Origin of the sequence: uncultured Sphaerotilus sp. (genome assembly GCF_963924895.1) — a bacterium.
Taxonomy (GTDB): Bacteria; Pseudomonadota; Gammaproteobacteria; order Burkholderiales; family Burkholderiaceae_C; genus Sphaerotilus.
Window position 1 is genome coordinate 22,771 of the sequence record NZ_CAWURG010000030.1, and the last position, 23,053, is coordinate 45,823.

At 66.7% G+C, this 23,053-nt stretch carries 19 protein-coding genes, 1 tRNA gene and 2 pseudogenes; 13 read left to right on the top strand and 9 right to left on the bottom strand.

Going from position 1 to position 23,053, the window contains the following annotated elements; translation table 11 throughout:
- The first annotated feature begins 78 nt into the window (after nucleotides 1–78).
- Nucleotides 79–558, top strand: coding sequence for an Lrp/AsnC family transcriptional regulator (locus tag AABN02_RS12095; RefSeq protein WP_338415187.1), 480 nt, complete (start codon nucleotides 79–81; stop codon nucleotides 556–558).
- Nucleotides 559–560: 2 nt separating this feature from the next.
- Nucleotides 561–1,217: an ATP-binding cassette domain-containing protein gene (locus AABN02_RS12100; protein ID WP_338415188.1), complete on the top strand. Its 657-nt coding sequence runs from the start codon at nucleotides 561–563 to the stop codon at nucleotides 1,215–1,217.
- Between the two features lie 128 nt (nucleotides 1,218–1,345).
- Here AABN02_RS12100 and AABN02_RS12105 read toward each other — a convergent pair.
- Nucleotides 1,346–1,813 (bottom strand): annotated as a pseudogene (locus tag AABN02_RS12105) (GNAT family N-acetyltransferase); the annotation flags it as partial.
- A 211-nt stretch (nucleotides 1,814–2,024) separates the two neighbouring features.
- On the opposite strand from AABN02_RS12105, the gene AABN02_RS12110 reads away from it, so the two are divergent.
- Entirely contained in the window at nucleotides 2,025–3,635 is a 1,611-nt protein-coding gene (locus AABN02_RS12110; RefSeq protein ID WP_338415189.1) for an EAL domain-containing protein, read from the top strand.
- On the opposite strand, the gene AABN02_RS12115 is transcribed toward AABN02_RS12110, so the two are convergent.
- The 4 genes from AABN02_RS12115 to speB are packed head-to-tail and all read right to left on the bottom strand — an operon-like array spanning nucleotide 3,628 to nucleotide 6,210.
- Nucleotides 3,628–4,125, bottom strand: coding sequence for a DUF1499 domain-containing protein (locus AABN02_RS12115; protein ID WP_338415190.1), 498 nt, complete (start codon nucleotides 4,123–4,125; stop codon nucleotides 3,628–3,630). The two genes, AABN02_RS12110 and AABN02_RS12115, sit on opposite strands and share 8 nt — an antisense overlap.
- A gap of 24 nt (nucleotides 4,126–4,149) precedes the next feature.
- Nucleotides 4,150–4,470: a DUF2322 family protein gene (locus AABN02_RS12120; RefSeq protein WP_338415191.1), complete on the bottom strand. Its 321-nt coding sequence runs from the start codon at nucleotides 4,468–4,470 to the stop codon at nucleotides 4,150–4,152.
- A 31-nt stretch (nucleotides 4,471–4,501) separates the two neighbouring features.
- Complete coding sequence (locus AABN02_RS12125) at nucleotides 4,502–5,257, bottom strand: sulfite exporter TauE/SafE family protein (protein WP_338415192.1); 756 nt, start codon at nucleotides 5,255–5,257, stop codon at nucleotides 4,502–4,504.
- On the bottom strand, nucleotides 5,257–6,210 hold the full coding sequence (gene speB / locus AABN02_RS12130; protein ID WP_338415193.1) for an agmatinase: 954 nt from the start codon (nucleotides 6,208–6,210) through the stop codon (nucleotides 5,257–5,259). Before speB ends, AABN02_RS12125 begins: the two co-directional genes overlap by 1 nt.
- Before the next feature lie 320 nt (nucleotides 6,211–6,530).
- Between speB and aceA the strand changes: the two genes are divergently transcribed.
- The 10 genes and pseudogenes from aceA (at nucleotide 6,531) to AABN02_RS12180 (ending at nucleotide 16,246) form a co-directional block, all read left to right on the top strand.
- Complete coding sequence (aceA, locus tag AABN02_RS12135; RefSeq protein ID WP_338415194.1) at nucleotides 6,531–7,847, top strand: isocitrate lyase; 1,317 nt, start codon at nucleotides 6,531–6,533, stop codon at nucleotides 7,845–7,847.
- 337 nt (nucleotides 7,848–8,184) lie between these two features.
- Entirely contained in the window at nucleotides 8,185–10,104 is a 1,920-nt protein-coding gene (thrS, locus tag AABN02_RS12140) for a threonine--tRNA ligase (RefSeq protein WP_338415195.1), read from the top strand.
- Nucleotides 10,105–10,190: 86 nt separating this feature from the next.
- Nucleotides 10,191–10,739, top strand: coding sequence for a translation initiation factor IF-3 (gene infC / locus AABN02_RS12145; RefSeq protein ID WP_179636228.1), 549 nt, complete (start codon nucleotides 10,191–10,193; stop codon nucleotides 10,737–10,739).
- Nucleotides 10,740–10,861: 122 nt separating this feature from the next.
- Nucleotides 10,862–11,065, top strand: a complete 204-nt coding sequence (gene rpmI / locus AABN02_RS12150) for a 50S ribosomal protein L35 (RefSeq protein WP_293995415.1) — start codon at nucleotides 10,862–10,864, stop codon at nucleotides 11,063–11,065.
- 27 nt (nucleotides 11,066–11,092) lie between these two features.
- On the top strand, nucleotides 11,093–11,449 hold the full coding sequence (gene rplT, locus AABN02_RS12155; protein WP_338415196.1) for a 50S ribosomal protein L20: 357 nt from the start codon (nucleotides 11,093–11,095) through the stop codon (nucleotides 11,447–11,449).
- 100 nt (nucleotides 11,450–11,549) lie between these two features.
- A complete protein-coding gene (pheS, locus tag AABN02_RS12160; RefSeq protein WP_338415197.1) occupies nucleotides 11,550–12,593 on the top strand; it encodes a phenylalanine--tRNA ligase subunit alpha in 1,044 nt (347 codons plus the stop codon).
- A 42-nt stretch (nucleotides 12,594–12,635) separates the two neighbouring features.
- A complete protein-coding gene (gene pheT, locus AABN02_RS12165; protein ID WP_338415198.1) occupies nucleotides 12,636–15,095 on the top strand; it encodes a phenylalanine--tRNA ligase subunit beta in 2,460 nt (819 codons plus the stop codon).
- Between the two features lie 45 nt (nucleotides 15,096–15,140).
- A complete protein-coding gene (locus AABN02_RS12170) occupies nucleotides 15,141–15,494 on the top strand; it encodes an integration host factor subunit alpha (protein WP_338415199.1) in 354 nt (117 codons plus the stop codon).
- A 43-nt stretch (nucleotides 15,495–15,537) separates the two neighbouring features.
- Nucleotides 15,538–15,780: pseudogene (locus tag AABN02_RS12175) on the top strand (MerR family transcriptional regulator); the annotation flags it as partial.
- Nucleotides 15,781–16,169: 389 nt separating this feature from the next.
- A tRNA-Pro gene (locus AABN02_RS12180) sits at nucleotides 16,170–16,246 on the top strand.
- Nucleotides 16,247–16,492: 246 nt separating this feature from the next.
- Here AABN02_RS12180 and brxL read toward each other — a convergent pair.
- From brxL to AABN02_RS12200, 4 genes are all read right to left on the bottom strand, one after another.
- Complete coding sequence (brxL, locus tag AABN02_RS12185) at nucleotides 16,493–18,505, bottom strand: protease Lon-related BREX system protein BrxL (RefSeq protein ID WP_338415200.1); 2,013 nt, start codon at nucleotides 18,503–18,505, stop codon at nucleotides 16,493–16,495.
- A gap of 33 nt (nucleotides 18,506–18,538) precedes the next feature.
- Complete coding sequence (pglZ, locus tag AABN02_RS12190) at nucleotides 18,539–21,169, bottom strand: BREX-1 system phosphatase PglZ type A (protein ID WP_338415201.1); 2,631 nt, start codon at nucleotides 21,167–21,169, stop codon at nucleotides 18,539–18,541.
- Between the two features lie 64 nt (nucleotides 21,170–21,233).
- Nucleotides 21,234–21,908: a DUF3226 domain-containing protein gene (locus AABN02_RS12195; RefSeq protein WP_338415202.1), complete on the bottom strand. Its 675-nt coding sequence runs from the start codon at nucleotides 21,906–21,908 to the stop codon at nucleotides 21,234–21,236.
- Nucleotides 21,908–23,017, bottom strand: coding sequence for an ATP-binding protein (locus tag AABN02_RS12200; protein ID WP_338415203.1), 1,110 nt, complete (start codon nucleotides 23,015–23,017; stop codon nucleotides 21,908–21,910). Before AABN02_RS12200 ends, AABN02_RS12195 begins: the two co-directional genes overlap by 1 nt.
- Nucleotides 23,018–23,053 lie beyond the last annotated feature (36 nt).

The following is a 23,053-nucleotide window of genomic DNA, read 5'->3' on the forward strand; positions in this document are numbered from 1 at the left end:
AACAGGGTTGCCAATTGGGGGTGGTGACACGGAAGCTACGCTCTAGAATTGCGCGCATTGAACTTTCAGCGCAACAACATGACCGACCCCGTCACGCCTGTGCAACTCGATGCCACGGACCGCGCCCTCCTGCGCCAACTGCAGATGGACGCGCGGCAGTCGAATGTCGAACTCGCCGAGCAGGTGCACCTGTCGCCCTCGGCCTGCCTGCGGCGGGTGCGGCGGCTGGAGGAGGGCGGCGTCATCGCCCGCTATGTGGCGCTGCTGGATCCGCGCGCGGTCGGGCAGAGCGGCATTTCCTACACCGTCGTCAACGTCGAGCGCACGACCACCGAGGCGCTGCGGCGCTTCGAGGAGGCCGTCCGGCTGGAGTCGTCGATCCTCGACTGTTTCTACGTCGCCGGGGGCAACGACTACCTGCTGCGCTTCACCTACCGCGACGCGGACGATCTGGAGCGCTTCCACGCCGAGGTGCTGACGCGGCTGCCGGGCGTGATGCGGCTGAACTCGATGCTGGTGCTGCGCACGGTCAAGAAGACCACCGCGCTGGAGGTGTGACGATGACCATGACCCGCATGACCGAGGGGCTGCTGCAGGCCGAGCGCCTGACCTTCCATTTTCCGCACCACGCGCTGTTCACGGACTGGACCGCGCAGTTCGGCCCTGGCGTGGGCCTCGTGCGCGGCGGCGACGGCAGCGGCAAGTCGACCCTGCTGCGGCTGCTGGCGGGGGCGCTGGCCCCGCAATCGGGGCGGCTGGTGCTGAATGGTGCCGATCTGGCGCTGGACCCGCTGGCCTACCGGGCGCAGGTCTTCTGGTGCGACCCGGCGGACGAGGCGCTGGACGGTCTGGGGGCGCGGGACTATCTGGCCCTGCGCCAGTCGCAGCACCCGGCCTGGGAGGCGGCGGTGCTGGCGGAGGATCTGGAGGCACTCGGCCTGCTGCCGCACCTGGACAAGCCGCTTTACGCGCTGTCCACCGGCACGCGGCGCAAGCTGCGGCTGGCGGCCGGGCTGGCCAGCGGAGCGCCGCTGACCCTGTTCGACGATCCGCTCGCCGCGCTGGACCTCCGCTCGGCGGACTACGTGCTCGACAGGCTCGACGACTGCGCCGACTCCACCGGCCGCGTCGTCATCGTCGCCCACCACGCGGCGCTGGACGGCGTGCCGCTGGCCACGCTGGTCGATCTGCCCGGCGACGGCTCCGCGTCCTCGTAGGCGGCGAAGGCCTGACCGCGCCGCTGGCGCTGCCAGGTCGCGCGGTCCACCTCGAACACCAGCGAGGGGCGGGTGGTGCCGCACTCGCTGTCGCGCAGCGCCTCGCCACGCAGGTGCAGCCCGACCAGCTCCATCAGCTGCTGCGAGGCGCGGTTGTCGGTCGAGGTGATCCCGATCAGCCGATCCACCCCCGGCTGCTGGAAGGCCGCGTCCACACACATCCGCCCCAGCTCCAGGCTGATGCGCCCGTGCCAGTAGCGGGCATGGGTCCACAGGCCCATCTCCAGCGTCCCTTCCGCCTCGCCCGCACCCGCCGGCTGGAACCGGAACAGGGAAACCCACGCCCCGGTCTCCTTGAGTACGGCCGAAACCGAGGCCATCTTGCCCGTACGGGTCGCTTCAATGACGGCTTCCACGCGTCGATATACCTCCCATTCACTGCCCGGTTGATCCCAGAGCAGGTGCTGGTTGAAAGCCGGATTCCGGGTGGCGTCGAACAGGGGCCAGGTGTCGGACAGACACACCGGGCGCAAGGCCAGACGCTTGCTGTAGACCGAGATCAGGCGGGCGGTCAGGTCATGGAAATCGGTTGGCATGGGTGGATGACTCACCGGGTTGAGGACACGCCCGGGTTCTACACCACGGTCCGCGATGTCCGACCGGGTGGGGTGTGCTGGACTTGTGCAGGAGCTGGAATTGATGAAATCGAGTCGGCGTTTGTGTGATTTTGTATCTAAGGGATGTCAGCTGACCCAACTTCTGGAGGGTGTCGGCGAATCGATCGTCCATGTCGATGCGCAGTGGGTGGTGAAGTACTGCAACGAGGTCTACCTGCGTGGCATGGGTCTGCGCGCCGAGCAGGTGATCGGCAAGACGCCCTTCGACTACCACCCTGGTTTTCGCCGGTCGATCTTCTTCGAGACCATCGAGGCCTGCCGCCGCGACGGCCAGCCGCGCATGGCCATCGGCTATTCGACCGCGGTGCAGCGCTGGCTGATGATCCGCGTCTACCCGCACGAGGGCGGGATGATGTCGCTGGCCAACGATGCGACCGAATCGGTGGTGCGCCAGTTCCAGCTGGCGCAGGAAGCGCTGCGCGATCCGCTCACCCGCGTGGGCAACCAGCGCGCCATGGAGCAGGACATCAAGGCGCGGGTCGACCGCAACGAGTCCTTCTCGCTGGTGCTGTTCGGCCTGCGCCGCTTCAACACGATCAACGACTCGCTGGGCCACTCCCAGGGTGATCTGGCGCTGATGGAAATCGCCTCGCGCCTGCAGTCGGTCACGCGGGACCAGGAGCATCTGTACCGGCTCAACGGCGTGGAGTTCGTGCTGCTGACCCCGGCGACGGGCGAGGCGCTGCAGGAGCGCACCGATGCGCTGGCGGCCCGGCTGGGCGAGTCGATCACGATGCGCGGTCAGAATTTCCGGCTCGGTGCGGCCTTTGGTGTGGTCGGTGCGCCGGACCATGGCGATGCGCCCGAGGTGCTGCTGCGCCGCGCCGCGCTGGCGCTGCGCTGTGCCAAGCGCAGCGCGGGCGAGCAGATCGTCCACTTCGATGACCGGCTGGAAGCGGCCGGCCGGCTGCGCATGGCGCTGGAAGGGGACTTCCGCGCCGCCCTGCAGCGCCATGGCGACAGCGACGGGCTGGCGCTGGCATTGCAGCCGAAGGGTCGCCTGAAGGACGGCCATGTGGTGGGCGCCGAAGCGCTGATCCGCTGGCGCCACGCCGAGCGCGGGCCGCTGTCGCCAGCGGACTTCCTGCCGATGGCGCAGGAATGCGGCCTGATGGTGGAGCTGGACCGCTGGGTGCTCGACGAGGCCCTGCGCCTGCAGCGCAACCTGATGAACCTCGGCCACCAGCTGCCGATGAGCATCAACCTGTCGGTCGAGGGGCTGGCGGATGTGCAGCTGGCCGGCAATGTGTCGGCGGCGCTGCTGCGCTGGGGCGTGCCGTCCTCGCTGCTGGAGATCGAGATTCCCGAGGGTGCGCTGATGCGCGACGTGGAGGTGAGCGGCCGGGTCCTGGCGGAGCTGTCGGCGCTGGGCGTGCGCATCAGCATCGACGACTTCGGCACCGGCTATTCCTCGTTCGCCTACCTGGCCCGTTTTCCGGTGAGCACGCTGAAGATCGACCGCTCCTTCGTGCGCGACATGTGCACCAAGGCGGCCAGCAAGACCATCGTGCGCAGCTTGGTGAGCTTGGCGCATGCCCTGTCGATGGACGTGGTGGCCGAAGGCGCCGAGACCGACGCCGAGATGGCCATGCTGCGCCGCATGCACTGCGACGTGGTGCAGGGTTTCGGCTACGGGCGGCCGCTGCCCTTCGACACCTTCGTGTCCTTCGTCAGCCAGCGCACGAGCGGCAGCGTCGCCGGGCGTGTCGGCGAAGCCTCGCCGAACGCCTTCGTCATTTGAGTGCCACCGCCGCGGCGAGATAGGCGGCGCGCACCGCGTCGATCCGCTGCCGGTTCACGCCGAAGTCTTCCCGTCCGAGCCGGCTGGCGCTGCGCAGCTCGATGACGCCGGCCGCCGGGTCGACCCAGAACTCCACATCGTCCACGAAGCGCAGCCAGCGGGTCTGCGCCTGCGCGTAGAGGTAGTCCGGGCGCTGCTCGACGATGGCCACCCCCGGCATGGCCTGCAGCACGGTGGCCAGCGTCTGCATCGACGCGGCCGCACTGCCGTTCCGCAGCGGCAGCGGCTCGATCGACGCATAAGCCTGCTGCGGATGGCCGGGAAACAGGCGCGCCTGGCTGCTGACGCTGTTGCGTGTCAGCGAGGGCGGCTTGAGGCGGCCGTTGGTGACACCGAGGTCGTTCGGCCGCTGGCCGTTCAGCAGGCCGAAGCGCGCGCCGGTCAACACGGCAGCCACGAGACCCAGCAGGACCAGCACGAACGTTTTCATGGGGATACTTTCCGCCGCCAGCCCTCAGGCCTTGGGCACAGCTTGGACGGTCAGCGGACCGAGGGCGCCGGACGCGACCGCCACGAGGCGGTCGATGTTCGGGTGTTTGCCGGGGAAGGCGTGGGCATCCGCGGTGTGTTCGGCGTAGAGCGCCAGGCCGTCGAGGGCCGCGGCGGCGTTGAGCGTGCCGTGGCGCTGGGCGAGGGCGTGGTAGACGGCGACCGAGCCGGCCTGTCCGGGGCGGTTGTCCAGCGTGGCGACGACGGCGCTGTCCGCATCCAGCAGTTGCAGGCCCGCCAGGTGGTCGATGGCGGGAAGGGTCTTGAGCGTGTCGGAGAAAGTCATGCCCGCATGCTACCGCCGACCCGCCGCGGCCTCACTGGCGCAGGAAGAAGACCGCGGCCATCACCAGCCCGGTGACCACCACCGTGGCGCGCACGGTCGCGGCCGGCAGGCGCCGCGCGAGCCGGGCGCCGGCAAATCCGCCGACCGTGGCCGCCACCATCATCACCAGCGCGCTGGGCCAGTGGATCGCGCCAGCCCAGGCGAATGCCGCCACCGACAGCAGCGACAGCACCAGCGAGTTCAGGTTCTTCAGCGCGTTGGCGGTGTGGACGCGGCTCTCGCCGGTCAGCGTGTAGAGCGCCATCAGCAGGATGCCGAGGCCACCATTGAAGTAGCCGCCATAGACGGCGACCACGAACAGCCCGAGGCCCTGGGCCACCGGATGCACCTCGCCAGCCCCGCGCCGGGCCCGCGCAGCCACCAGCCGTGGCCCGACCGCGAACAGCACCGTGGCGAACAGCAGCAGCCACGGTACCGCGGCCGAGAACACCTTCGCCGGCGTCACCAGCAGGAGCAGCGCGCCGCAGACGCCGCCCAAGGCGCAGACCAGCCCCTCGCGCACCAGACGCTCGCGGGGCAGGGCGGCCAGTTCGGTCCGGAATCCCAGCGCGCTGCCCAGATAGCCCGGACTCACCGCCACCGCACTGGTCGCGTTGGCCATGATCGGCGGCAGACCGGTGAAGACCAGCGCCGGGAAGGTGAGGAAGCTGCCACCGCCAGCAATGGCGTTGAGCACCCCCGCGCCGAACGCCGCGGCGATCAGCAGCAGCCAGTGAGCGGCGGGCATCACGAGGCCGTCGCCTGGCGCTGCCGGCGCGCCACCTGTCCGCACAGGTAGGTCCAGACAAGGTTCGCGGCGACGTTGCTCGACAGCTCCGCGTGGTCGTAGGGCGGCGCCACCTCGACGCAGTCCATGCCGACCCAGCGCTCGCCCGCGAGTTCCTCGATCAGGGTCAGCGCCTGGTTCGTGGTCAAGCCACCCGGCTCGGGCGTGCCGGTGCCGGGGGCGAAGGCGGGATCGAGCGCGTCGATGTCGAAACTCAGGTAGAGCGGCGGGTTGCCGCAGGAGGCCCAGCGCAGGCGCAGGGTCTGCAGGACGGTGTCGAGCTGCGCGGGGCTTTCCAGTCCGCGCAGCTCGCGGGCGGTCCAGATCAGGCCGCCCTGGTCGCGCACGTACTCGCGCGCTGCGCGCAGGCCGGCGCTGCGGATGCCGATCTGCGCGAAGGCTTGCGGCAGCACCAGCCCTTCCTGGATGGCCTCGTACACCCAGGTGCCGTGGCCGCTGGGCTCGCCGAAGTGGTCTTCCCAGGTGTCGCAGTGCGCATCGAAGTGCAGCACGCCCAGCGGCTGGCCGAAGTGCTGCCGGTAGGCGCGTAGCAGCGGCAGCGTCACCGAGTGGTCACCGCCGAGCCAGACCATGTGGCGCTGCTGCGCGAGCAGGGCGGCGACCTGCGGCTGCATCGCTGCGCGCATCCGTTCCAGGCTGGTGTTGGGCAAGGGCAGGTCGCCGAGGTCGCACAGGGTGTCGGCGGGCGAGACGTCGAACAGCGGGTGCGTGCCATCGCACAGCATGTGGCTGGCTGCGCGGATGGCGCGCGGGGCCATGCGGGCGCCGGGGCGGTTGGTGACGCTGCCGTCCCAGGCGATGCCGGCCAGCCCGAACGGGCGGTCGACGGGGTCCTGCGGCCCCATCGGAACCTTGAGGAAACTGTGGGCGCTGAGGAAGGCGAAGTCGGTCATGGCGTGGCGCGGCTGCGCGGCGAAGTCGGATCGGGCAGGGACCGCAGTGTGCCGCAGGGCTGGCCGCGACGGTTTTTCATCACCCTGAAGTTGATTTCACATTGTGGAATTTTGTCATGCTGCGTTGCGGCAATATTTTCCATTGTGAGAAAACAAATTCCATATCGTGGCGAACGTGCGCTAAGTCATTGATTTAATTGGTATCGGCAAGATGTCTTATATAAGACATAAGTCTTCTCGTTTCCACCAACAGCGACTAAGCTGGAGGCATCCAACGACCCCGTTGAACCTTCTTCAAACACCGCAGACCGGAGCGCTTCATGACGAAACTGACCCGCGAACAACAAATCGCCGCCCTCGAAAAAGACTGGGCTGAAAATCCCCGCTGGAAGCTGGTGAAGCGCGGCTACAGCGCGGCTGACGTCGTGCGTCTGCGCGGCTCCATGCAGCCCGAGTACACGCTGGCCAAGAACGGCGCCGAAAAGCTGTGGGACAAGGTCAACGGCGGCGCCAAGAAGGGCTACGTGAACGCGTTCGGCGCGATCACCGCCGGTCAGGCGATGCAGCAGGCCAAGGCCGGTCTGGAAGCCGTGTACCTGTCGGGCTGGCAGGTCGCCGCTGACGGCAACACGTCGGAAACGATGTACCCGGACCAGTCGCTGTACGCCTACGACTCGGTGCCGACGATGGTTCGCCGCATCAACAACACGTTCAAGCGTGCCGACGAAATCCAGTGGGGCCGTGGCATCAACCCGGGCGACGAAGGCTTCGTCGACTACTTCCTGCCGATCGTCGCTGACGCGGAAGCCGGTTTCGGCGGCGTGCTGAACGCGTTCGAACTGATGAAGAACATGATCGCTTCGGGCGCCGCTGGCGTTCACTTCGAAGACCAGCTCGCCGCGGTCAAGAAGTGCGGTCACATGGGTGGCAAGGTGCTGGTCCCGACCCGCGAAGCCGTTGAAAAGCTGATCGCCGCGCGTTTCGCCGCCGACGTGATGGGCGTGCCCACCATCGTTCTGGCCCGCACCGACGCTGAAGCCGCCAACCTGCTGACCAGCGACTGCGACGCCAACGACCAGCCGTTCGTCACCGGCGAGCGCACGCAAGAAGGCTTCTACCGCGTCAAGAACGGTCTGGAACAAGCCATCAGCCGCGGCATCGCCTACGCCCCCTACGCCGACCTGGTGTGGTGCGAAACCGGCGTGCCGGACATCGGCTTCGCCCGTGAATTCGCGCAAGCCGTGCACGGCGCCTGCCCGGGCAAGCTGCTGTCGTACAACTGCTCGCCGTCGTTCAACTGGCGCAAGAACCTGAACGACGTCCAGATCGCTGCGTTCCAGGAAGAGCTGAGCGCGCTGGGCTACAAGTACCAGTTCATCACGCTGGCCGGCATCCACATCAACTGGTACAACACGTTCCAGTTCGCCCACGCCTATGCCCAGGGCGAAGGCATGAAGCACTACGTCAACATGGTGCAAGAGCCGGAATTCCAGGCCCGCGAACAAGGCTACACCTTCGTGTCGCACCAGCAGGAAGTCGGCGCTGGCTACTTCGACGACGTCACCACCGTGATCCAGGGCGGCTCGTCCTCGGTCAAGGCGCTGACCGGCTCGACCGAAGAAGAGCAGTTCCACTGAGCTGCTGAGCTGAATCGCCGGGGGCCGGGGGCGTGAGCCCGGCCCGCTCCGGTCACGGAGTTCGAGTTCTGTTCTGTTTTATGCTTCAGATGCCCCGCAGTGCAAACTCCGGGGCATTTTTTTCGCGCATTGGCGGCGGATGGCCGGGGAAACGATCGGTTAAACTTGGCCCCCTCATCGACAGTACAAGACACGGGAAAGGCACTCTGGTTATGACACCGCGAACTACCACCTCCCCGACCTTCGAGGTCTGACAGGCCAGCCGCGGCTCTTCCACCGAGTCCCCCAAAGGAAAGCGCGGCGTCCCCGCGCTTTTTGTTTTTCAAGGTTTCCCGCGATGATTTCCATCCAGCTCCCCGACGGTTCCCGACGTGAATTCCCCGGCCCGGTGACGGTGGCCGAAGTGGCCGCCTCCATCGGCGCCGGTCTGGCCAAGGCGGCACTCGCCGGCCGCATCGGCACGGGCGACGCCGCCCGCGTGGTCGACACCAGCCACCGCATCGAGGCCGACGCATCGCTCGCCATCATCACCGCCAAGGACGATGCCGGTCTGGAGGTCATCCGCCATTCGACCGCCCACCTGCTGGCCTACGCCGTCAAGTCGCTGTTCCCCGAGGCGCAGGTCACCATCGGCCCGGTGATCGAGAACGGCTTCTATTACGACTTCTCGTACAAGCGCCCGTTCACGCCCGAGGACCTCGTCGCCATCGAGAAGAAGATGGGCGAGTTGGCCGCCAAGGACGAGCCGGTCACGCGCAGCGTGCTGGCGCGTGACGAGGCCGTGGCCTATTTCAAGTCGATCGGTGAAGCCTACAAGGCCGAGATCATCGAGAGCATCCCGGCCGATCAGGACGTGTCGCTGTATGCCGAAGGCGCCTTCACCGACCTGTGCCGCGGCCCGCACGTGCCGTCCACGGGCAAGCTGAAGTTCTTCAAGCTGATGAAGGTGGCCGGCGCCTACTGGCGCGGCGACCACCGCAACGAGATGCTGCAGCGCATCTACGGCACGGCCTGGGCGACCAAGGACGACCTGCAGAAGTACCTGACGCGCCTGGAAGAAGCCGAGAAGCGCGACCACCGCCGCCTCGGCCGCGAGCTGGACCTGTTCCACCTCGACGAGCACTCGCCCGGCACGGTCTTCTGGCACCCCAAGGGCTGGACGGTGTGGCAGCAGGTCGAGCAGTACATGCGCCAGGTCTACCGCGACAACGGCTACCAGGAAGTCAAGGGTCCGCAGATCCTCGACAAGAGCCTGTGGGAGAAGACGGGCCACTGGGACAAGTACCGCGACAACATGTTCGTGACCGAGTCGGAGAAGCGCGAGTACGCGCTCAAGCCGATGAACTGCCCCGGCCACATCCTGATCTTCAAGCAGGGCATCAAGAGCTACCGCGACCTGCCGCTGCGCTACGGCGAGTTCGGCCAGTGCCACCGCAATGAGCCGACCGGCGGGCTGCACGGCATCATGCGCGTGCGCGGCTTCACGCAGGACGATGGCCACGTCTTCTGCACCGAGGACCAGATCCTGGCCGAGTGCGACGACTTCACGGCGCTGCTGCAGAAGGTCTACGCTGATTTCGGGTTCACCGAGATTCTCTACAAGGTCGCGACGCGGCCCGAGAAGCGCATCGGCTCCGACGATCTGTGGGACAAGGCCGAGGCCGCGCTGATCGACAGCCTGAAGCGCACGGGTTGCGACTTCCAGATCTCGCCGGGCGACGGTGCCTTCTACGGCCCGAAGATCGAGTACACGCTGAAGGATGCGCTGGGCCGTCACTGGCAGTGCGGCACGATCCAGGTCGATTTTTCGTTGCCGGAGCGGCTGGGCGCGGAGTACGTGGCCGAGTCTGGCGAGCGCCACTACCCGGTGATGCTGCACCGCGCGATCCTGGGCAGCCTGGAGCGTTTCATCGGCATCCTGATCGAGGAACACGCCGGCGCGCTGCCGGCCTGGCTGGCGCCGGTGCAGGTGTCGGTGCTCAACATCACCGATGCACAGGCCGATTACGCCCGCGACGTCGTCAAAGCGCTGCAAAAACAAGGACTTAGGGTGTCACTGGATTTGCGCAATGAAAAGATCACGTATAAAATCCGCGAGCATTCTTTGCAGAAGGTTCCGTACCTGCTCGTTGTCGGTGACAAGGAAAGGGCCTCAGGAACCGTCGCAGTGCGCGCCCGGGGCAATCAGGACCTCGGGGTGATGGCCCTGGAGGCCTTCTCCCAGAAGATCGCAGCCGATCTCTCCACCCTCGGGTGACGGGTTCGGTGTTGACGGACTTCTTTCCCTTTGTCGGGGCGCGAATCTTTGGTTGTCGGGCTGCATGCCCCTGAAGGAATCTCACCATCGCTACCTTTCTTGACCGCCGTACTCCGAATGCCGAACGCAAGCATCGACTGAACCGCGAGATCACCGCCCTGGAAGTCCGTCTGAACGGACCCGAGAACGAGCCGCTGGGCATCGTCAGCATCCAGGAAGCTCTGCGTCTTGCGGCCGAGGGCGACATCGATCTGGTGGAAATCTCCCCGACGGCCCAGCCGCCGGTGTGCCGCCTGATGGACTACGGCAAGTTCAAGTACCAGGAACAGAAGCGCGCGGCCGAGGCCAAGGCCAAGCAGCACGTCATCGATGTCAAGGAAGTCAAGTTCCGTCCCGGTACGGACGAAGGCGACTACAACATCAAGATGCGCAACCTGCGCCGCTTCCTGGAAGATGGCGACAAGGGCAAGGTCACCCTGCGGTTCCGTGGCCGTGAGATCACGCACCAGGACATCGGCATGCGCCTGCTGGAACGTGTGCGCGACGAGCTGACCGATGTGTCGCTGGTCGAGCACATGCCCAAGCTCGAAGGCCGCCAGATGATCATGGTGCTGGCGCCCAAGCGCAAGAAGTAAGCAGCAAGAAGTCAGCAATTTGAGAGGGTGCGGTTTGGTCGCTGCGCCCCTCAGTGCCCGCAGGCACCGAAGAGCACGAGTCGTTTCGTGCCGCCTCGCAGGAACTACCCCAAGGAGCAGTCATGCCCAAGATGAAGACCAAGAGTGGCGCGAAGAAGCGTTTTCGCGTCCGTCCCGGTGGCACCGTCAAGCGCGGTCATGCCTTCAAGCGTCACATCCTGACCAAGAAGTCCACCAAGACCAAGCGCCACCTGCGTGGAACGACCGCTGTGCATGAGACCAATATGGGTCACATGGCACAGATGCTGCCGTTCGCCGGTCTGTAATCCACCACAACACGAAGGAGTCATCACATGCCTCGCGTCAAACGTGGTGTTACCGCCCGCGCTCGTCACAAGAAAGTCCTCGCCCTTGCCAAGGGTTTCCGCGGCCGCCGCAAGAACGTCTATCGGATCGCCAAACAGGCGGTGATGAAGGCGGGTCAGTACGCGTACCGTGACCGCCGTGCCAAGAAGCGTGTGTTCCGCCGCCTCTGGATCGCGCGTATCAACGCCGGTTCGCGTGCACTGGGCCTGACCTACAGCAAGTTCATGGCCGGCCTGAAGAAGGCCCGCATCGACGTGGACCGCAAGGTGCTCGCCGATCTGGCTGTCAACGATCCTGCCGCATTCGGCAGCATCGTCGAGAAGGTGAAGGCCCAGCTCGCTTGAGCCTGACGCGTCGGGCCGGTGCAAGCCGGCTCCCGCGTCACACGAAAAAGGCCGACACTGCGTTCGGCCTTTTTTCTTGTCTGTCTACCCCAGTCTCCCGATGAACGATCTCGATCAACTCGTGCAGGCCGCGCAAGCCGACTTTGCCGCCGCGCTCACCCCCGCCCAGCTCGAAGACGCCAAGGCGCGCTACACCGGCAAGTCCGGCCAGGTGACCGAGCTGCTCAAGGGCATGGCGAAACTGTCGCCTGAAGAGAAGAAGACCCGCGGCGCCGCGATCAACGAGACCAAGCAGCGCATCGAAGCCGCGCTCACCGCCCGCCGCCAGGCGCTCGCCGAAGCGGAGTTGCAGGCGCAGTTGAAGGCCGAGGCGCTCGACGTGACGCTGCCCGGCCGTGGCCGCAGCGTGGGCGGACTGCACCCGGTGTCGCGCACGCTGGAGCGCATCGAGCAGATCTTCGGCTCCATGGGCTTCGACGTCGCCGATGGCCCGGAAATCGAGACCGACTGGTACAGCTTCACCGCGCTGAACAACCCGGAAAACCACCCGGCGCGTTCGATGCAGGACACCTTCTACGTCGACATGAACGACGAGGCCGGCCGCCCGCTCTGCCTGCGTCCGCACACCTCGCCGATGCAGGTCCGCTACGCCCGCCAGCATGCCGCCGCGCACGCCGGGCAAGACCCGATGCCCGAGATCCGCGTCATCGCGCCGGGCCGCACCTACCGCGTCGACAGCGACGCGACCCACTCGCCGATGTTCCACCAGTGCGAAGGCCTGTGGATCGGCGAGAACGTGTCGTTCAAGGACCTGAAAGCTGTCTTCACCGACTTCTTCCGCACCTTCTTCGAGACGGACGACCTGCAACTGCGCTTCCGTCCGTCGTTTTTCCCGTTCACCGAGCCGTCGGCCGAGGTGGACATCGCCTTCTCGTCCGGGCCGCTCAAGGGGCGCTGGCTGGAAGTGGCCGGCTCCGGGCAGGTGCATCCGAACGTGGTACGCAACTACGGGCTCGACCCCGAGCGCTACATCGGCTTCGCCTTCGGCATGGGGCCGGACCGCCTGACCATGCTGCGCTACGGCGTCAACGACCTGCGGCTGTTCTTCGAGGGCGATCTGCGCTTCCTCGGTCAGTTCCGCTGATCCGCCGTCGCCACCGCCCAAGCCTGGACAAGGACTCCTGAGATGCAATTCCCCGAATCGTGGTTGCGCGCGTACTGCAACCCTGACCTGACCACCGCCCAGCTCGCCGACCTGCTCACCATGTCCGGCATGGAAGTGGAAGAACTCCAGCCAGTGGCGCCGCCGTTCACCGGCATCGTCGTCGCCGAGATCCTCACCGCCGAACAGCACCCGAACGCCGACCGCCTGCGCGTCTGCACCGTCGACGCCGGCCCGCACAGCAAGGACGGCCCGCTGCAGATCGTCTGCGGCGCGCCGAACGCCCGCGCCGGCATCAAGATCCCGCTGGCCACCGTCGGCGCCGAACTGCCCCCGGGCGAGGACGGCAAGCCGTTCAAGATCGGCAAGGGCAAGCTGCGCGGCGTCGAGAGCCAGGGCATGCTGTGCTCGGCGCGCGAGCTGAAGCTGTCCGAGGACCACGGCGGCCTGCTGGAACTCCCCGCCGACGCCCCCGTCGGCCAGGACATCCGCCAGTTCCTGAGCCTTGATGACACGCTGTTCACGCTCAAGCTCACGCCCAACCTCGGCCACGCGCTGAGCGTTTACGGCGTCGCCCGCGAAGTCGCCGCGCTGACCGGCGCGCCGCTGAAGCCGCTGCCGACCACGCCGGTCGTGCCGACGCTGGACGAGACGCTGCCCGTCACCGTCGATGCGCCCGATCTGTGCGGCCGCTTCTCCGGCCGCATCGTGCGCGGCATCGACACGAAGGCGAAGACGCCCGCATGGATGGTCGACCGCCTGGCCCGCTGCGGCCAGCGCTCGGTCAGCGCGCTGGTGGACATCTCGAACTACGTCATGTTCGAGACCGGCCAGCCCACGCACATCTTCGACCTCGACAAGATCCACGGCGGCCTGACGGTGCGTTGGGGCCGAGTCGTGGAAGGTCAGGGCGAAACGCTCAAGCTGCTCAACGGCAACACCATCACGGTCGACGCGCAGGTCGGGGTCATCGCCGACACGCAGGCGGTCGAATCGCTCGCCGGCATCATGGGCGGTGACGCGACCTCGGTGGGCGACGACACGACCAACGTCTATGTCGAAGCCGCCTTCTGGTGGCCGGACGCCGTCGCCGGCCGCTCGCGCCGCTACAACTTCAGCACCGACGCCGGCCACCGCTACGAGCGCGGCGTCGATCCGGCCCACACCGTCGAGCGCATCGAGCGCATCACGTCGCTGATCCAGCAGATCTGTGGCGGCGAGGCCACCGCCTGCGGCCCGGTGACGGACGCCATCGTGAACCTGCCGGCGAAGAAGCCGGTGGCGCTGCGCGTGGCGCGTGCCGCCAAGGTGATCGGGATGCCAGTCACGCAAGCGCAGTGCAGCGAGGTGCTGACGCGCCTGGGCCTGTCGTTCACCGCGTCGGACGGCGTGCTGACGGTGACGCCGCCGAGCTGGCGTTTCGACATCGAGATCGAGGAAGACCTGATCGAGGAAGTCATCCGCGTCATCGGCTTCGACCAGCTCCCGCTGACCGCGCCGGTTGCCCCGGTGACCGCCCGCGTGCGCCCGGAAGCCCAGCGCGGCAGCTACGCGCTGCGCCGTTCGGTGGCCGCACTCGACTACCAGGAAACGATCAATTTCTCCTTCGTCGAAGAGCGCTGGGAAACCGAACTCGCCGGCAACACCCAGCCGATCCGCCTGCTGAACCCGATCGCAGCACCCCTGTCGGTGATGCGCTCCAGCCTGATCGGCAGCCTCGTGCAGGTGCTCCGGCACAACCTGACGCGCCGCGCGCCGCGGGTCCGCGTGTTCGAACTCGGCCGCGTGTTCCGGCGCGATGCCTCGGTGCAGACCAGCGAGCAGAGCGTCGTCGGCATCGACCAGCCGCTGCGCGTGGCCGGTCTGGCCTGGGGCGCGGCGGAGCCGGTGCAGTGGGGCGTGAAGGAGCGCTCGGTCGACTTCTTCGACGTGAAGGCCGATGTCGAGGCGCTGGTCGCCCCGCGCACCGCCCGTTTTGTCGCCGCCGAGCATCCCGCGATGCACCCGGGCCGCTGTGCCCGCGTCGAGCTGGACGGCGTGGCGATCGGCTTCGTCGGCGAGCTGCATCCGCGCTGGCGCCAGGCGTATGAGCTGCCGGCGGGGCAGGGCGCGCCGGTGCTGTTCGAGCTGGACGTGCCGGCGCTGCTGGCCCGCGACGTGCCGGCCTACCAGGCGGTGCCGCGCCAGCAGGCGGTCACGCGGGACATCGCGGTGATCGTCGGCGAGGCGGTCGGCCATGACGCGGTGATCGCCAGCCTGCTGGCGGCGTCCACCGGCGGTCTGCTGCGCAGCGCGAAGCTGTTCGACGTCTACCGCCCGGCGGCGGGTGCGGCCGGTTTCGAGCCGGGGGAGCGCAGTCTGGCGATCCGGCTGGAGCTGCTCGACGACGACGCGCCGCTGACCGACGCCCGCAGCGACGAGGCGGTCAAGGCCGCCCTGGACGCCGTGCAGCGCGACCTGGGCGCACGCCTGCGTGGCGCGTGACCCGGCACCGATCGAACGACCTGACCCACCACACGGCCACCGCCCATGGATGAAGAACGCGACTTCCTGCTGCCCGACGACGACGATGCGCCCACGCTCACCAAGGCCGAACTGGCCGAACTGCTCTTCGAGCGGCTCGGCCTGAACAAGCGCGAATCGAAGGACATGGTCGAGGCGTTCTTCGAGTTCGTCCATGCGTCGCTGGCCAAGGGGGACGACGTGAAGCTGTCGGGCTTCGGCAACTTCCAGGTGCGCCGCAAGGCCCCGCGGCCGGGCCGCAACCCGCGCACCGGCGAGTCGATCCCGATCCGCGCCCGCAACGTCGTCACCTTCCACGCCAGCCACAAGCTCAAGGCGGTGGTGCAGGGCGAAATACCGCCAGAAGGTGACTTCGAGTAAAGTCGGCATCAACCGTCCGACTCTCCGAACCCATTGATTTGCAATGGAAATCCTGCTTCCAGCGATCCCCGACAAGCGCTACTTCACCATCGGTGAGGTGAGCGAGCTGTGTGGCGTCAAGCCGCATGTGCTGCGCTACTGGGAGCAGGAGTTCGCGCAGCTCCGCCCGGTCAAGCGGCGCGGCAACCGCCGCTACTACCAGCACCACGAAGTGCTGCTGATCCGGCGCATCCGCGACCTGCTGTACGAGCAGGGCTTCACCATCAGTGGCGCCCGCAACCGGCTGGCCGAACTGGGGCCGGCCGCCGCACGCGCACTCGAAGCCGACGATCTGGCCGGAGAAGACCTCTCCACGCCGCACCTGATCCTCGGCGGCGGCCGGGTCGAGGCGACGCGGGGGCCGTCTCCGATGGCGCAGGCCGGTACAGCACAAGCGCCGATGCTCGCTGCCCCGGTGCCGGGCCGGGTGACCTATGCGGACGTCCCCACGCCGCAGGTCGCCCGCGACGCGCTGGTGCGCAGCGGCGCCCGCAGCCTGCGCGAGGAACTGCTCCTGATCCGCGCGCTGCTCGATCCGGAGTCGCCGCATGTCCCGGACATCGTCCTCGGATAAATATCCGCCGCAGAGGCTGGACGAACTGATTAATTCCGGCATACAATCTCTTTCTCAGCAGTCGGGGCGTAGCGCAGCCTGGTAGCGCACTTGCATGGGGTGCAAGGGGTCGTGAGTTCGAATCCCACCGTCCCGACCAATGAATTCAATGGGTTAGCTCTCACAAGGAGCTAGCCCATTGGCCTTTCTGGGGTTCACACCTGTTCCTGGTCACCGTTCAGTCACCGTTGGCGCGAAGCATCGTCCATCGGCGGGCTGACGACATGACTCCATTTCAGTCTTCCGGCCCGCTCGGCTCGACGTTATGCATTGGGGCTTTGGGGTCACCTTGAAAGCACTGGCCCTTGCAGGTATGAGGTGGCCGAACTGCAAGAACAGCTCACGCCTACTCGACCCCCAGCGCCTTGAACACCGCATCGACGGCATCCGAGTAAAAGCTGGTCTGGAACTTCGCGAACAACTCGCCCGGCACGGTCGGCAGGTCGGTCACGCTCGACATGGGCAACAGGATGCGTTTGGCCCCTGCGTCGAACGCGACCTGCAGGCTTTCGGCCAGATTGCGTGCCGGCGTCACGGTGCCGCCTAGGCTCATGTCGCCGAGCACCACCATCTGACTCTGGACCGGCTTGCCCAGCGCGGCCGAGCACATCGCGATGACGCTGGACAGGGTGATCGCCTCCGGCACGCCGCTGTTCTGCAGTTCCACCAGATGGACATGCAGATCTCGCTCGGCCGGGCGGATCGACGCGCTGACCCGTGACGCATTCGCCTTGAAGTAGTCGAAGGCGATGCGGACCGGTTCGCGCGACAGTGCCCCCGACACGGTGAGCTTGCCCGTGCCTGCGAGTGCCTGGATCTCGGTGCGGTAGGTGCCCGGCATCCCGCCATCGCCCAGGCTGATCGTGTGCAGCACGCCGGGACTCAAGCGACCCTCCGGAATCAGCGCTCCGCCACCTTGCTCGGGCACGCTGATGAACCGCTCCTGCCGGTCTTCGAGGTCGATGTACGAGAAGTGGACGTCATAGAACTCCATGCCGCCGATCTTCTTGAGCTGTTCCTTCACCCGCCGGCGGGCTTCGAGCGCGTACTCCAGGCACACCCGCACCTGTTCCTTGCCGTACTCGCCGTGCGGGCACAGCAGCTTGAGCAGCCCGGACACCGTGCGGCGCACCGCGATCGTGTCGCGCTGGTTCAGGTTGTTGCCGAGCTTGAAATAGCGGTCCACCGCATCGGCGAAGCTGGTCTTTCGCAGTTCACGCAGGGCCTCGGCCAGGTAGTCGACGATCAGGCCGAACTGGTCGGTGAAGAACTCCGGGCGCATCTTCGGGATCTCCCAGCCCGGCACGTAGGCGTGGAAGCGGTCGAAGAAAGCTGCGTCGATCATCACGTCCGGGAACGGGGCCAGCAGGTGCGAGGTCTTCACCAGCGACTCGACGCTCTGGTTGATGTTGCCGACGAAGACCATCGAGGCGCTGGCGTTGATCGACTCCCGTCCGCGGCTGAACGAGCCCGAAGCCATGTAGTCTTTCATGATCTGGACGCCGTCCGAGTCCTTGAAGTGGATGCCGGCTACCTCGTCGAACGCCACGCAGTCCCACAGCCCGACCAGCCCCACCTTGCGGGCGGCCATGTTGTAGAACAGGTTGGCCACCGTCGTCTGACCGCCCGAGACCAGGATGCTGTTCGGGCTGATTTCCTTGTAGATGTGGCTCTTGCCGGTTCCGCGGGGACCGAGTTCGCAGAAGTTGTAGTTGTTCTCGACCAGCGGCACCATGCGCGCCAGCAGGTGCCACTTGACGCGGGTCTTGAACGCCGTCGGCTCCATGCCGGTGGAGCGGATCAGGGCGTCGATCCACTGCTCGTCGCTGAACGCCCGCCGCCCGTCGAACAGCGCCTGCATGTCCATGTTGGGCATCTGGATCGGCTTCAGATCCTCGACGATGAACGGCGAACCCTTCTGGTTCTCCTCGAACGAGTAGCGCAGCGTCACGATGCACCAGATGCCACCGACCAGCAGCTTCTCGAACTGGCGCACGATGCGGTCGGGGATCTCGGCGCTCTTGACGCCCAAGTTCGACAGCAGCGCCTCGTAGACATCGCGCTTCTCATTGAGGCGCACGCCGACCTTGTCGATCACCTTGTAGGTGCCGTGCTCGCGGATCTTGGACTTGACCTTCTCGGCCTCGTCCGGGCGCACGTAGTTCTCGGCCAGGATGCGCTTGACGGTGTCCAGCCCCTGCCGGATCGTGGCCTCGTCGCTGGATGCGCAGTACATGCCGAGCAGGTACTCCAGCACGTACACCGGGACGTTGGCGCCTTCCTTGATCAGCTTGGTCAGATCCTTGCGGACCACCTTGCCGGCGAAATGCTGGGTGAGGAGCGTGTCGAGGTCGGTCATGGAGTTCCAGCGGGGCGGCGGTCGGGGAGGCGATCAGAAATCGTTCGAGAAGGCCAGATCGATGCGCACCGGCAGGCGCAGCACCTCCACCTTCGTCTGCACATCCACCGCCACCAGGTGGTAGTCGCGCAGCCGGTCGTACTGGCCCGAGCGCACGGTCAGCGAGACGGAGCGGGTGCGCTCGTTCATTTGGTCCGAGGCACTGTCGAAGGTCAGCGAGGGTTCGTCGCTGATGGGCGTCATCCCGTCACGCAGCGAGATCCGCACCGTGCGCGCCAGCACCCGTGCCGACACCGCCTCGATCTGGATGAACTCGAAGCGCTGGTAGTTGTTCACCACCCGGTTCGATGCGCCCAGGATCGTCAGATCGACCGGGCGTGTCTTGCCGCTGGCGGACTCGTTCTCGCGCACCGTCAGCACCGGGATGATGACCTCCTGCGGCATCGCGCTGCCATGCACGAAGCGGGCGCCCCCGGCGAAGTGGAACCGCGCCGTGCCCCGTGGCACCCAGAAGTCCAGACTGCCTGCACCCGGCACTGTGCCGGCCGTCACCGCCGTGTTGCCGCACCAGGCCTTGTCGGAGGCTGGCAGGTCGCGGCCCAGCAGGTAGCGCTTCTTGGCCTTGAGCGTGCCCTCGGGCTTGTCACCCAGCGCCGCCTTGTCCGCCGAATCCAGTGCCGACTCCTGGTAGATGAAGCCGTGGTCGGCGGTGATGAGCACCGTCGAGCCATTGAGATTGTTGACGATGAAGCCGACGATGGCCTGCAGCTCCGCCAGCGTGTCGGCCACGGCATCGAAGGTCTGGCCCTCGGAGACCTGCTTGTCGCCGAGCATGTCGATGCGGTCGTGGTAGACGTAGACCACGCGGTGTTCTTTCACCCGCTCGCGGCCCTTGTCCTTGCCCAGCGTGAGCAGCTCGTCGGCCTTGATGGCCAGACCGCTGTAGCGCGCCAGCACCGCCTGGCGGCCCTCCAGCGTGGCCGTCGGCAAGCCGTCGGCGTACACCTCGGCGTTGGCGCCGCGGTAGTCGAGCGTCGTGTGCGGCAGCAGCGCGGCCATGCCCAGCGAGGTGTAGCTCGGCAGCACACCGAGCATCGCGTCCAGCCGGGCGGTGAGGCGGTTGCGGCCGTTGATCTCGCGGGCCAGTTCCTCGGCGGCTTCGTAGCGCAGCGCGTCCGAGATGACCACGAACACCCGCTTGACCCCGCCGTTGCCCAGTGCAGCGGCCACCCGGTCGTCGAAGAAGCGCTGTTGCGGCGGCAGCTCGGCCAGTTGCCAATGCTGCAGCAGCCCCGTGGCGGGATCGTCGATCACCCGGTCCCAGGCGGACGACAACTGCGGCATGAACCAGCCCGAGTAGGCCGCCTCCACGGCATCGCGCAGGCCATGCAGCACCGCCCAGCCCATCGGCTCCACTTGCGCTGCGGCGCGGTGGACGCGCCGGTAACGCTGGTCGAAGCCGAACAGCTCGCCCCGGTAGCGGGCGACGGCGTCGGCGGCGTCGGTGAAGCTCAGGCCGGCCTCGTGGCGCTCCTTCAGCGCGAAGAACTCGGCCGCGGCTTCCAGCGCGTCGTAACACGCGGCCAGCGCGCGGGTGTCCTCGCGGGTGCCGGCCAGGTTGCGGTTGACCCACGGCCCGTCGCGTCGGCGGGCGATCAGGGGCCGCAGGTTGTCGAGGACGGCGCCACCTTGGGCCGTCACCCGGTCCTTGAGCACCCGGACGATATGGCGCTCGATGGCGGCGAAGGTGGTGCAGTCGGCCAGATGCTCCGGCGTCAGGAGGTGCAGGTGGGCGGGCAGGTCGATCGCGTCCGCCACGGCGTCTGACAGGTCGGCATAGGCCCGGTGCCGGTTCAGGTCGTTGCGCCAGCGGGCCGCCAGCACCGAGGCGTTGGCGGCCAGCACCCGGTTCGGCAGGACCAGCGCAGCCAGCGCCGCTGGGCAGGGCACGGCGAGGTTGCGCGCGAAATCGGTCACCAGCACGCGGCGCAGCAGATCGGTCAGCGACGGCTCTGCTTCCTTGTAGCCGAGGTTCAACTCCATCAGCAGCCAGAACGCGGGCGCCAGTTCTTGCTCGACCAGTTCCTGCCAGCCCGGCACCTCGTCGGCCAGCCGTGCTTCTCCCGGCACCGACAGGCCCATCAACAGATGCAGCGCGAGCGCCAGCACGTCGGATTCCTCGCAGCGCAGCAGCACCGCCATCATCTTGCGGTCGATCGCCTCCGCATCGTCGTCGGGCAGGACGTGGCGCTTCAGGCGCTCTAGCCGCTCGCGCGAGCGCAGGAACTTGGCGCGCAGCTTCAGGTGCGGCATGAGCGACAGCGTGCTCAGGCCGAGGTCTTCGCGGGCGATCGAGATCGCGTCGGCGTGGAAGGGCTTGCTGCGCAGGCGCACGTCCAGCAGCCAGTCCTGGGCCAGCGGGGGCTCGGGGCGGTTGCTGTAGAGCAGCCAGTGCTGGCCGCCCTGCGCCGCGAGGTCGGCTTCAAGGTCGAGCTTGACCTGCAAGGCCGGCAGCTCGTCGATCCGCAGGATGCGGACCTGGTCGCCCAGCGCGAGCTGGTCCAGCACGGCGCTGAACTCGCCGTCGGTGTCATGCCAGAAGACACTGGGGCAGGCGCTGAACGCCGCCGAGAGTGCGTCCGCGACGCGTTTTTCTGAACTCATGGTTCCCCTTGTCGAGTCAGTCAGGTCTTCTGTTGGGCCCGGCTCGGCAAGTCCGCGTGAATCTTCATGCCGGATCCTCTGCCGGAAACACCTGCTGCAGCCAGGCGCTCAGTTGTCGGTAACCGTGGCTGTCGGGATCGAGCAAGCCATCGTCGATCGCGCGGTCCAGGCCATGTCCAGGCCGGGACTGCCAGGCCAGCCAGGTCGCCACTTCCACCTTGCTGCGCTGCAATTCCTTGAACTTGGGTGGTGCAGGCAAGGTCCGGACGGATTCGAGTGCGTGTGCGAAGAGCGCGAGTTCCTGCGGGTGCAGGCATTGTTTCGCCCAGTCTTCCAGCATGCCGGTGTTCTGGTTGTCCGGCATGACCCAGACGCCGATGTCGGCCAGACCGTCGCCGTGCGCGTACACCAGTCCTGTGGGCTGAGCGGTTTTCAGGCTGTAGCCGAACGGGGCCAGAGTGCGGGTGGCCAGCGCCTGGGTGCGGTCAAAGCCACCGTCGGGTGGCGAGTCGGCATCGACCACCACGCCCAAGCGAAGAATCGTGCCATCACTGAGCTGTTTCAGCAGGGTCGGCAGGAAGTTGAAAACACCTTGCTTGGTGTTGTAGGCCCCGCGCTGGAATGACCTGGGTGATGCGACTTTCACGGTGGTGGCCAGATCGAGGCGGTGGCACAGGCATTTGAAGAACCGTTGATCCGCTTCGCCTTCAACCACCAGAATGTTCGGGAGGTCTGCCATCAGCGCACCTCCACGTCGGACTGCGTGATGCTGTAAAGCGCCTCTTCATCGAACACGGTGGCGATGACGCGGCCTCGGTCGCTGGTGCGCACGCTGCGGCCCACGCGGAACAGCACGCCGTCGATGTCCTGCTTGGCGAGGGCCACCTTCGAAAAGCTGTCGATGCAGTCCCAGCTATGCGTGGTCGCAAAGATCTGGATGTCGAGTTGCGCGGCCATCTCGAACAGCAAGGTCCAGACTTTTTCTTGCACGCTGTAGTGCAGGCCATTTTCGAACTCGTCGATCAGCAGAAAGCCGCCTCGCGCCGCGACCAGTTTGAGCGCGATCTGAAGAATGCGCAGCATGCCGTCGCCGAGGCTTTTCAGCGCTACCGGGGTGGGCGAGTTCGACAGCTTGACCTTGGCGCTGCGCTGAAATTTTTGCCGGGCTGGAAGCCGATCGGAGACACCTTCATCCGTGCGCACGAAGGTCAGGTTCTCGAACTCGGGCGTGATGATCTTCAGGGCACGGCGGACGATGTCCTCGTGCTCGGTGAACACGATCCGGTCCCACTCGCCGGCCAGCTCGTCCATGGACATCCATTGGGTCTGGACGACACCGCAGGGCACGGTGAGCAAGGTGTCCGGCACGAATCGGTCCGGGTTCAGAAAAATGGTTGGCAGGGCCCGCTCTTGCTGCACGACGTAGAGCACCTGCTCCAGCGGTCCGTCGACATGGGCAAGGTCTGTTTTCGGAACCCTTTTCGTGACACGCCGGACAGTGGAGACGCCGTTTTCCTCCGTGCGTTCCTCGGTGTCCGAGACATGCGCATGCAGGATGCAGAGCTTGGATGCCGGGTTGAGCGGGTCACCAATCTGAATGGCGTGTTCCCAGTCGTCATCCGCCGGAAAGCGCCGCCCAGTGAACAGATCCTGAAGCGTTTCGTCATGCGCCTGAGCAATGCTTTCGAGCACGGCCTTGTTTGCGTGGCCGGCGTGGATCCTGAGCGCCTCCAGCACCGTGCTCTTGCCCGCGTTGTTCTTGCCGACGATCAGGTTGACGCGGCCAAGTTTGTCGATCTCGAAGTGCTGCAGGCAGCGGAAATTCTTGATGGCGAGGGATTCAAGCATCACGGGCTCCTGCGCGGGGTGGGATGGGCGGGCGGT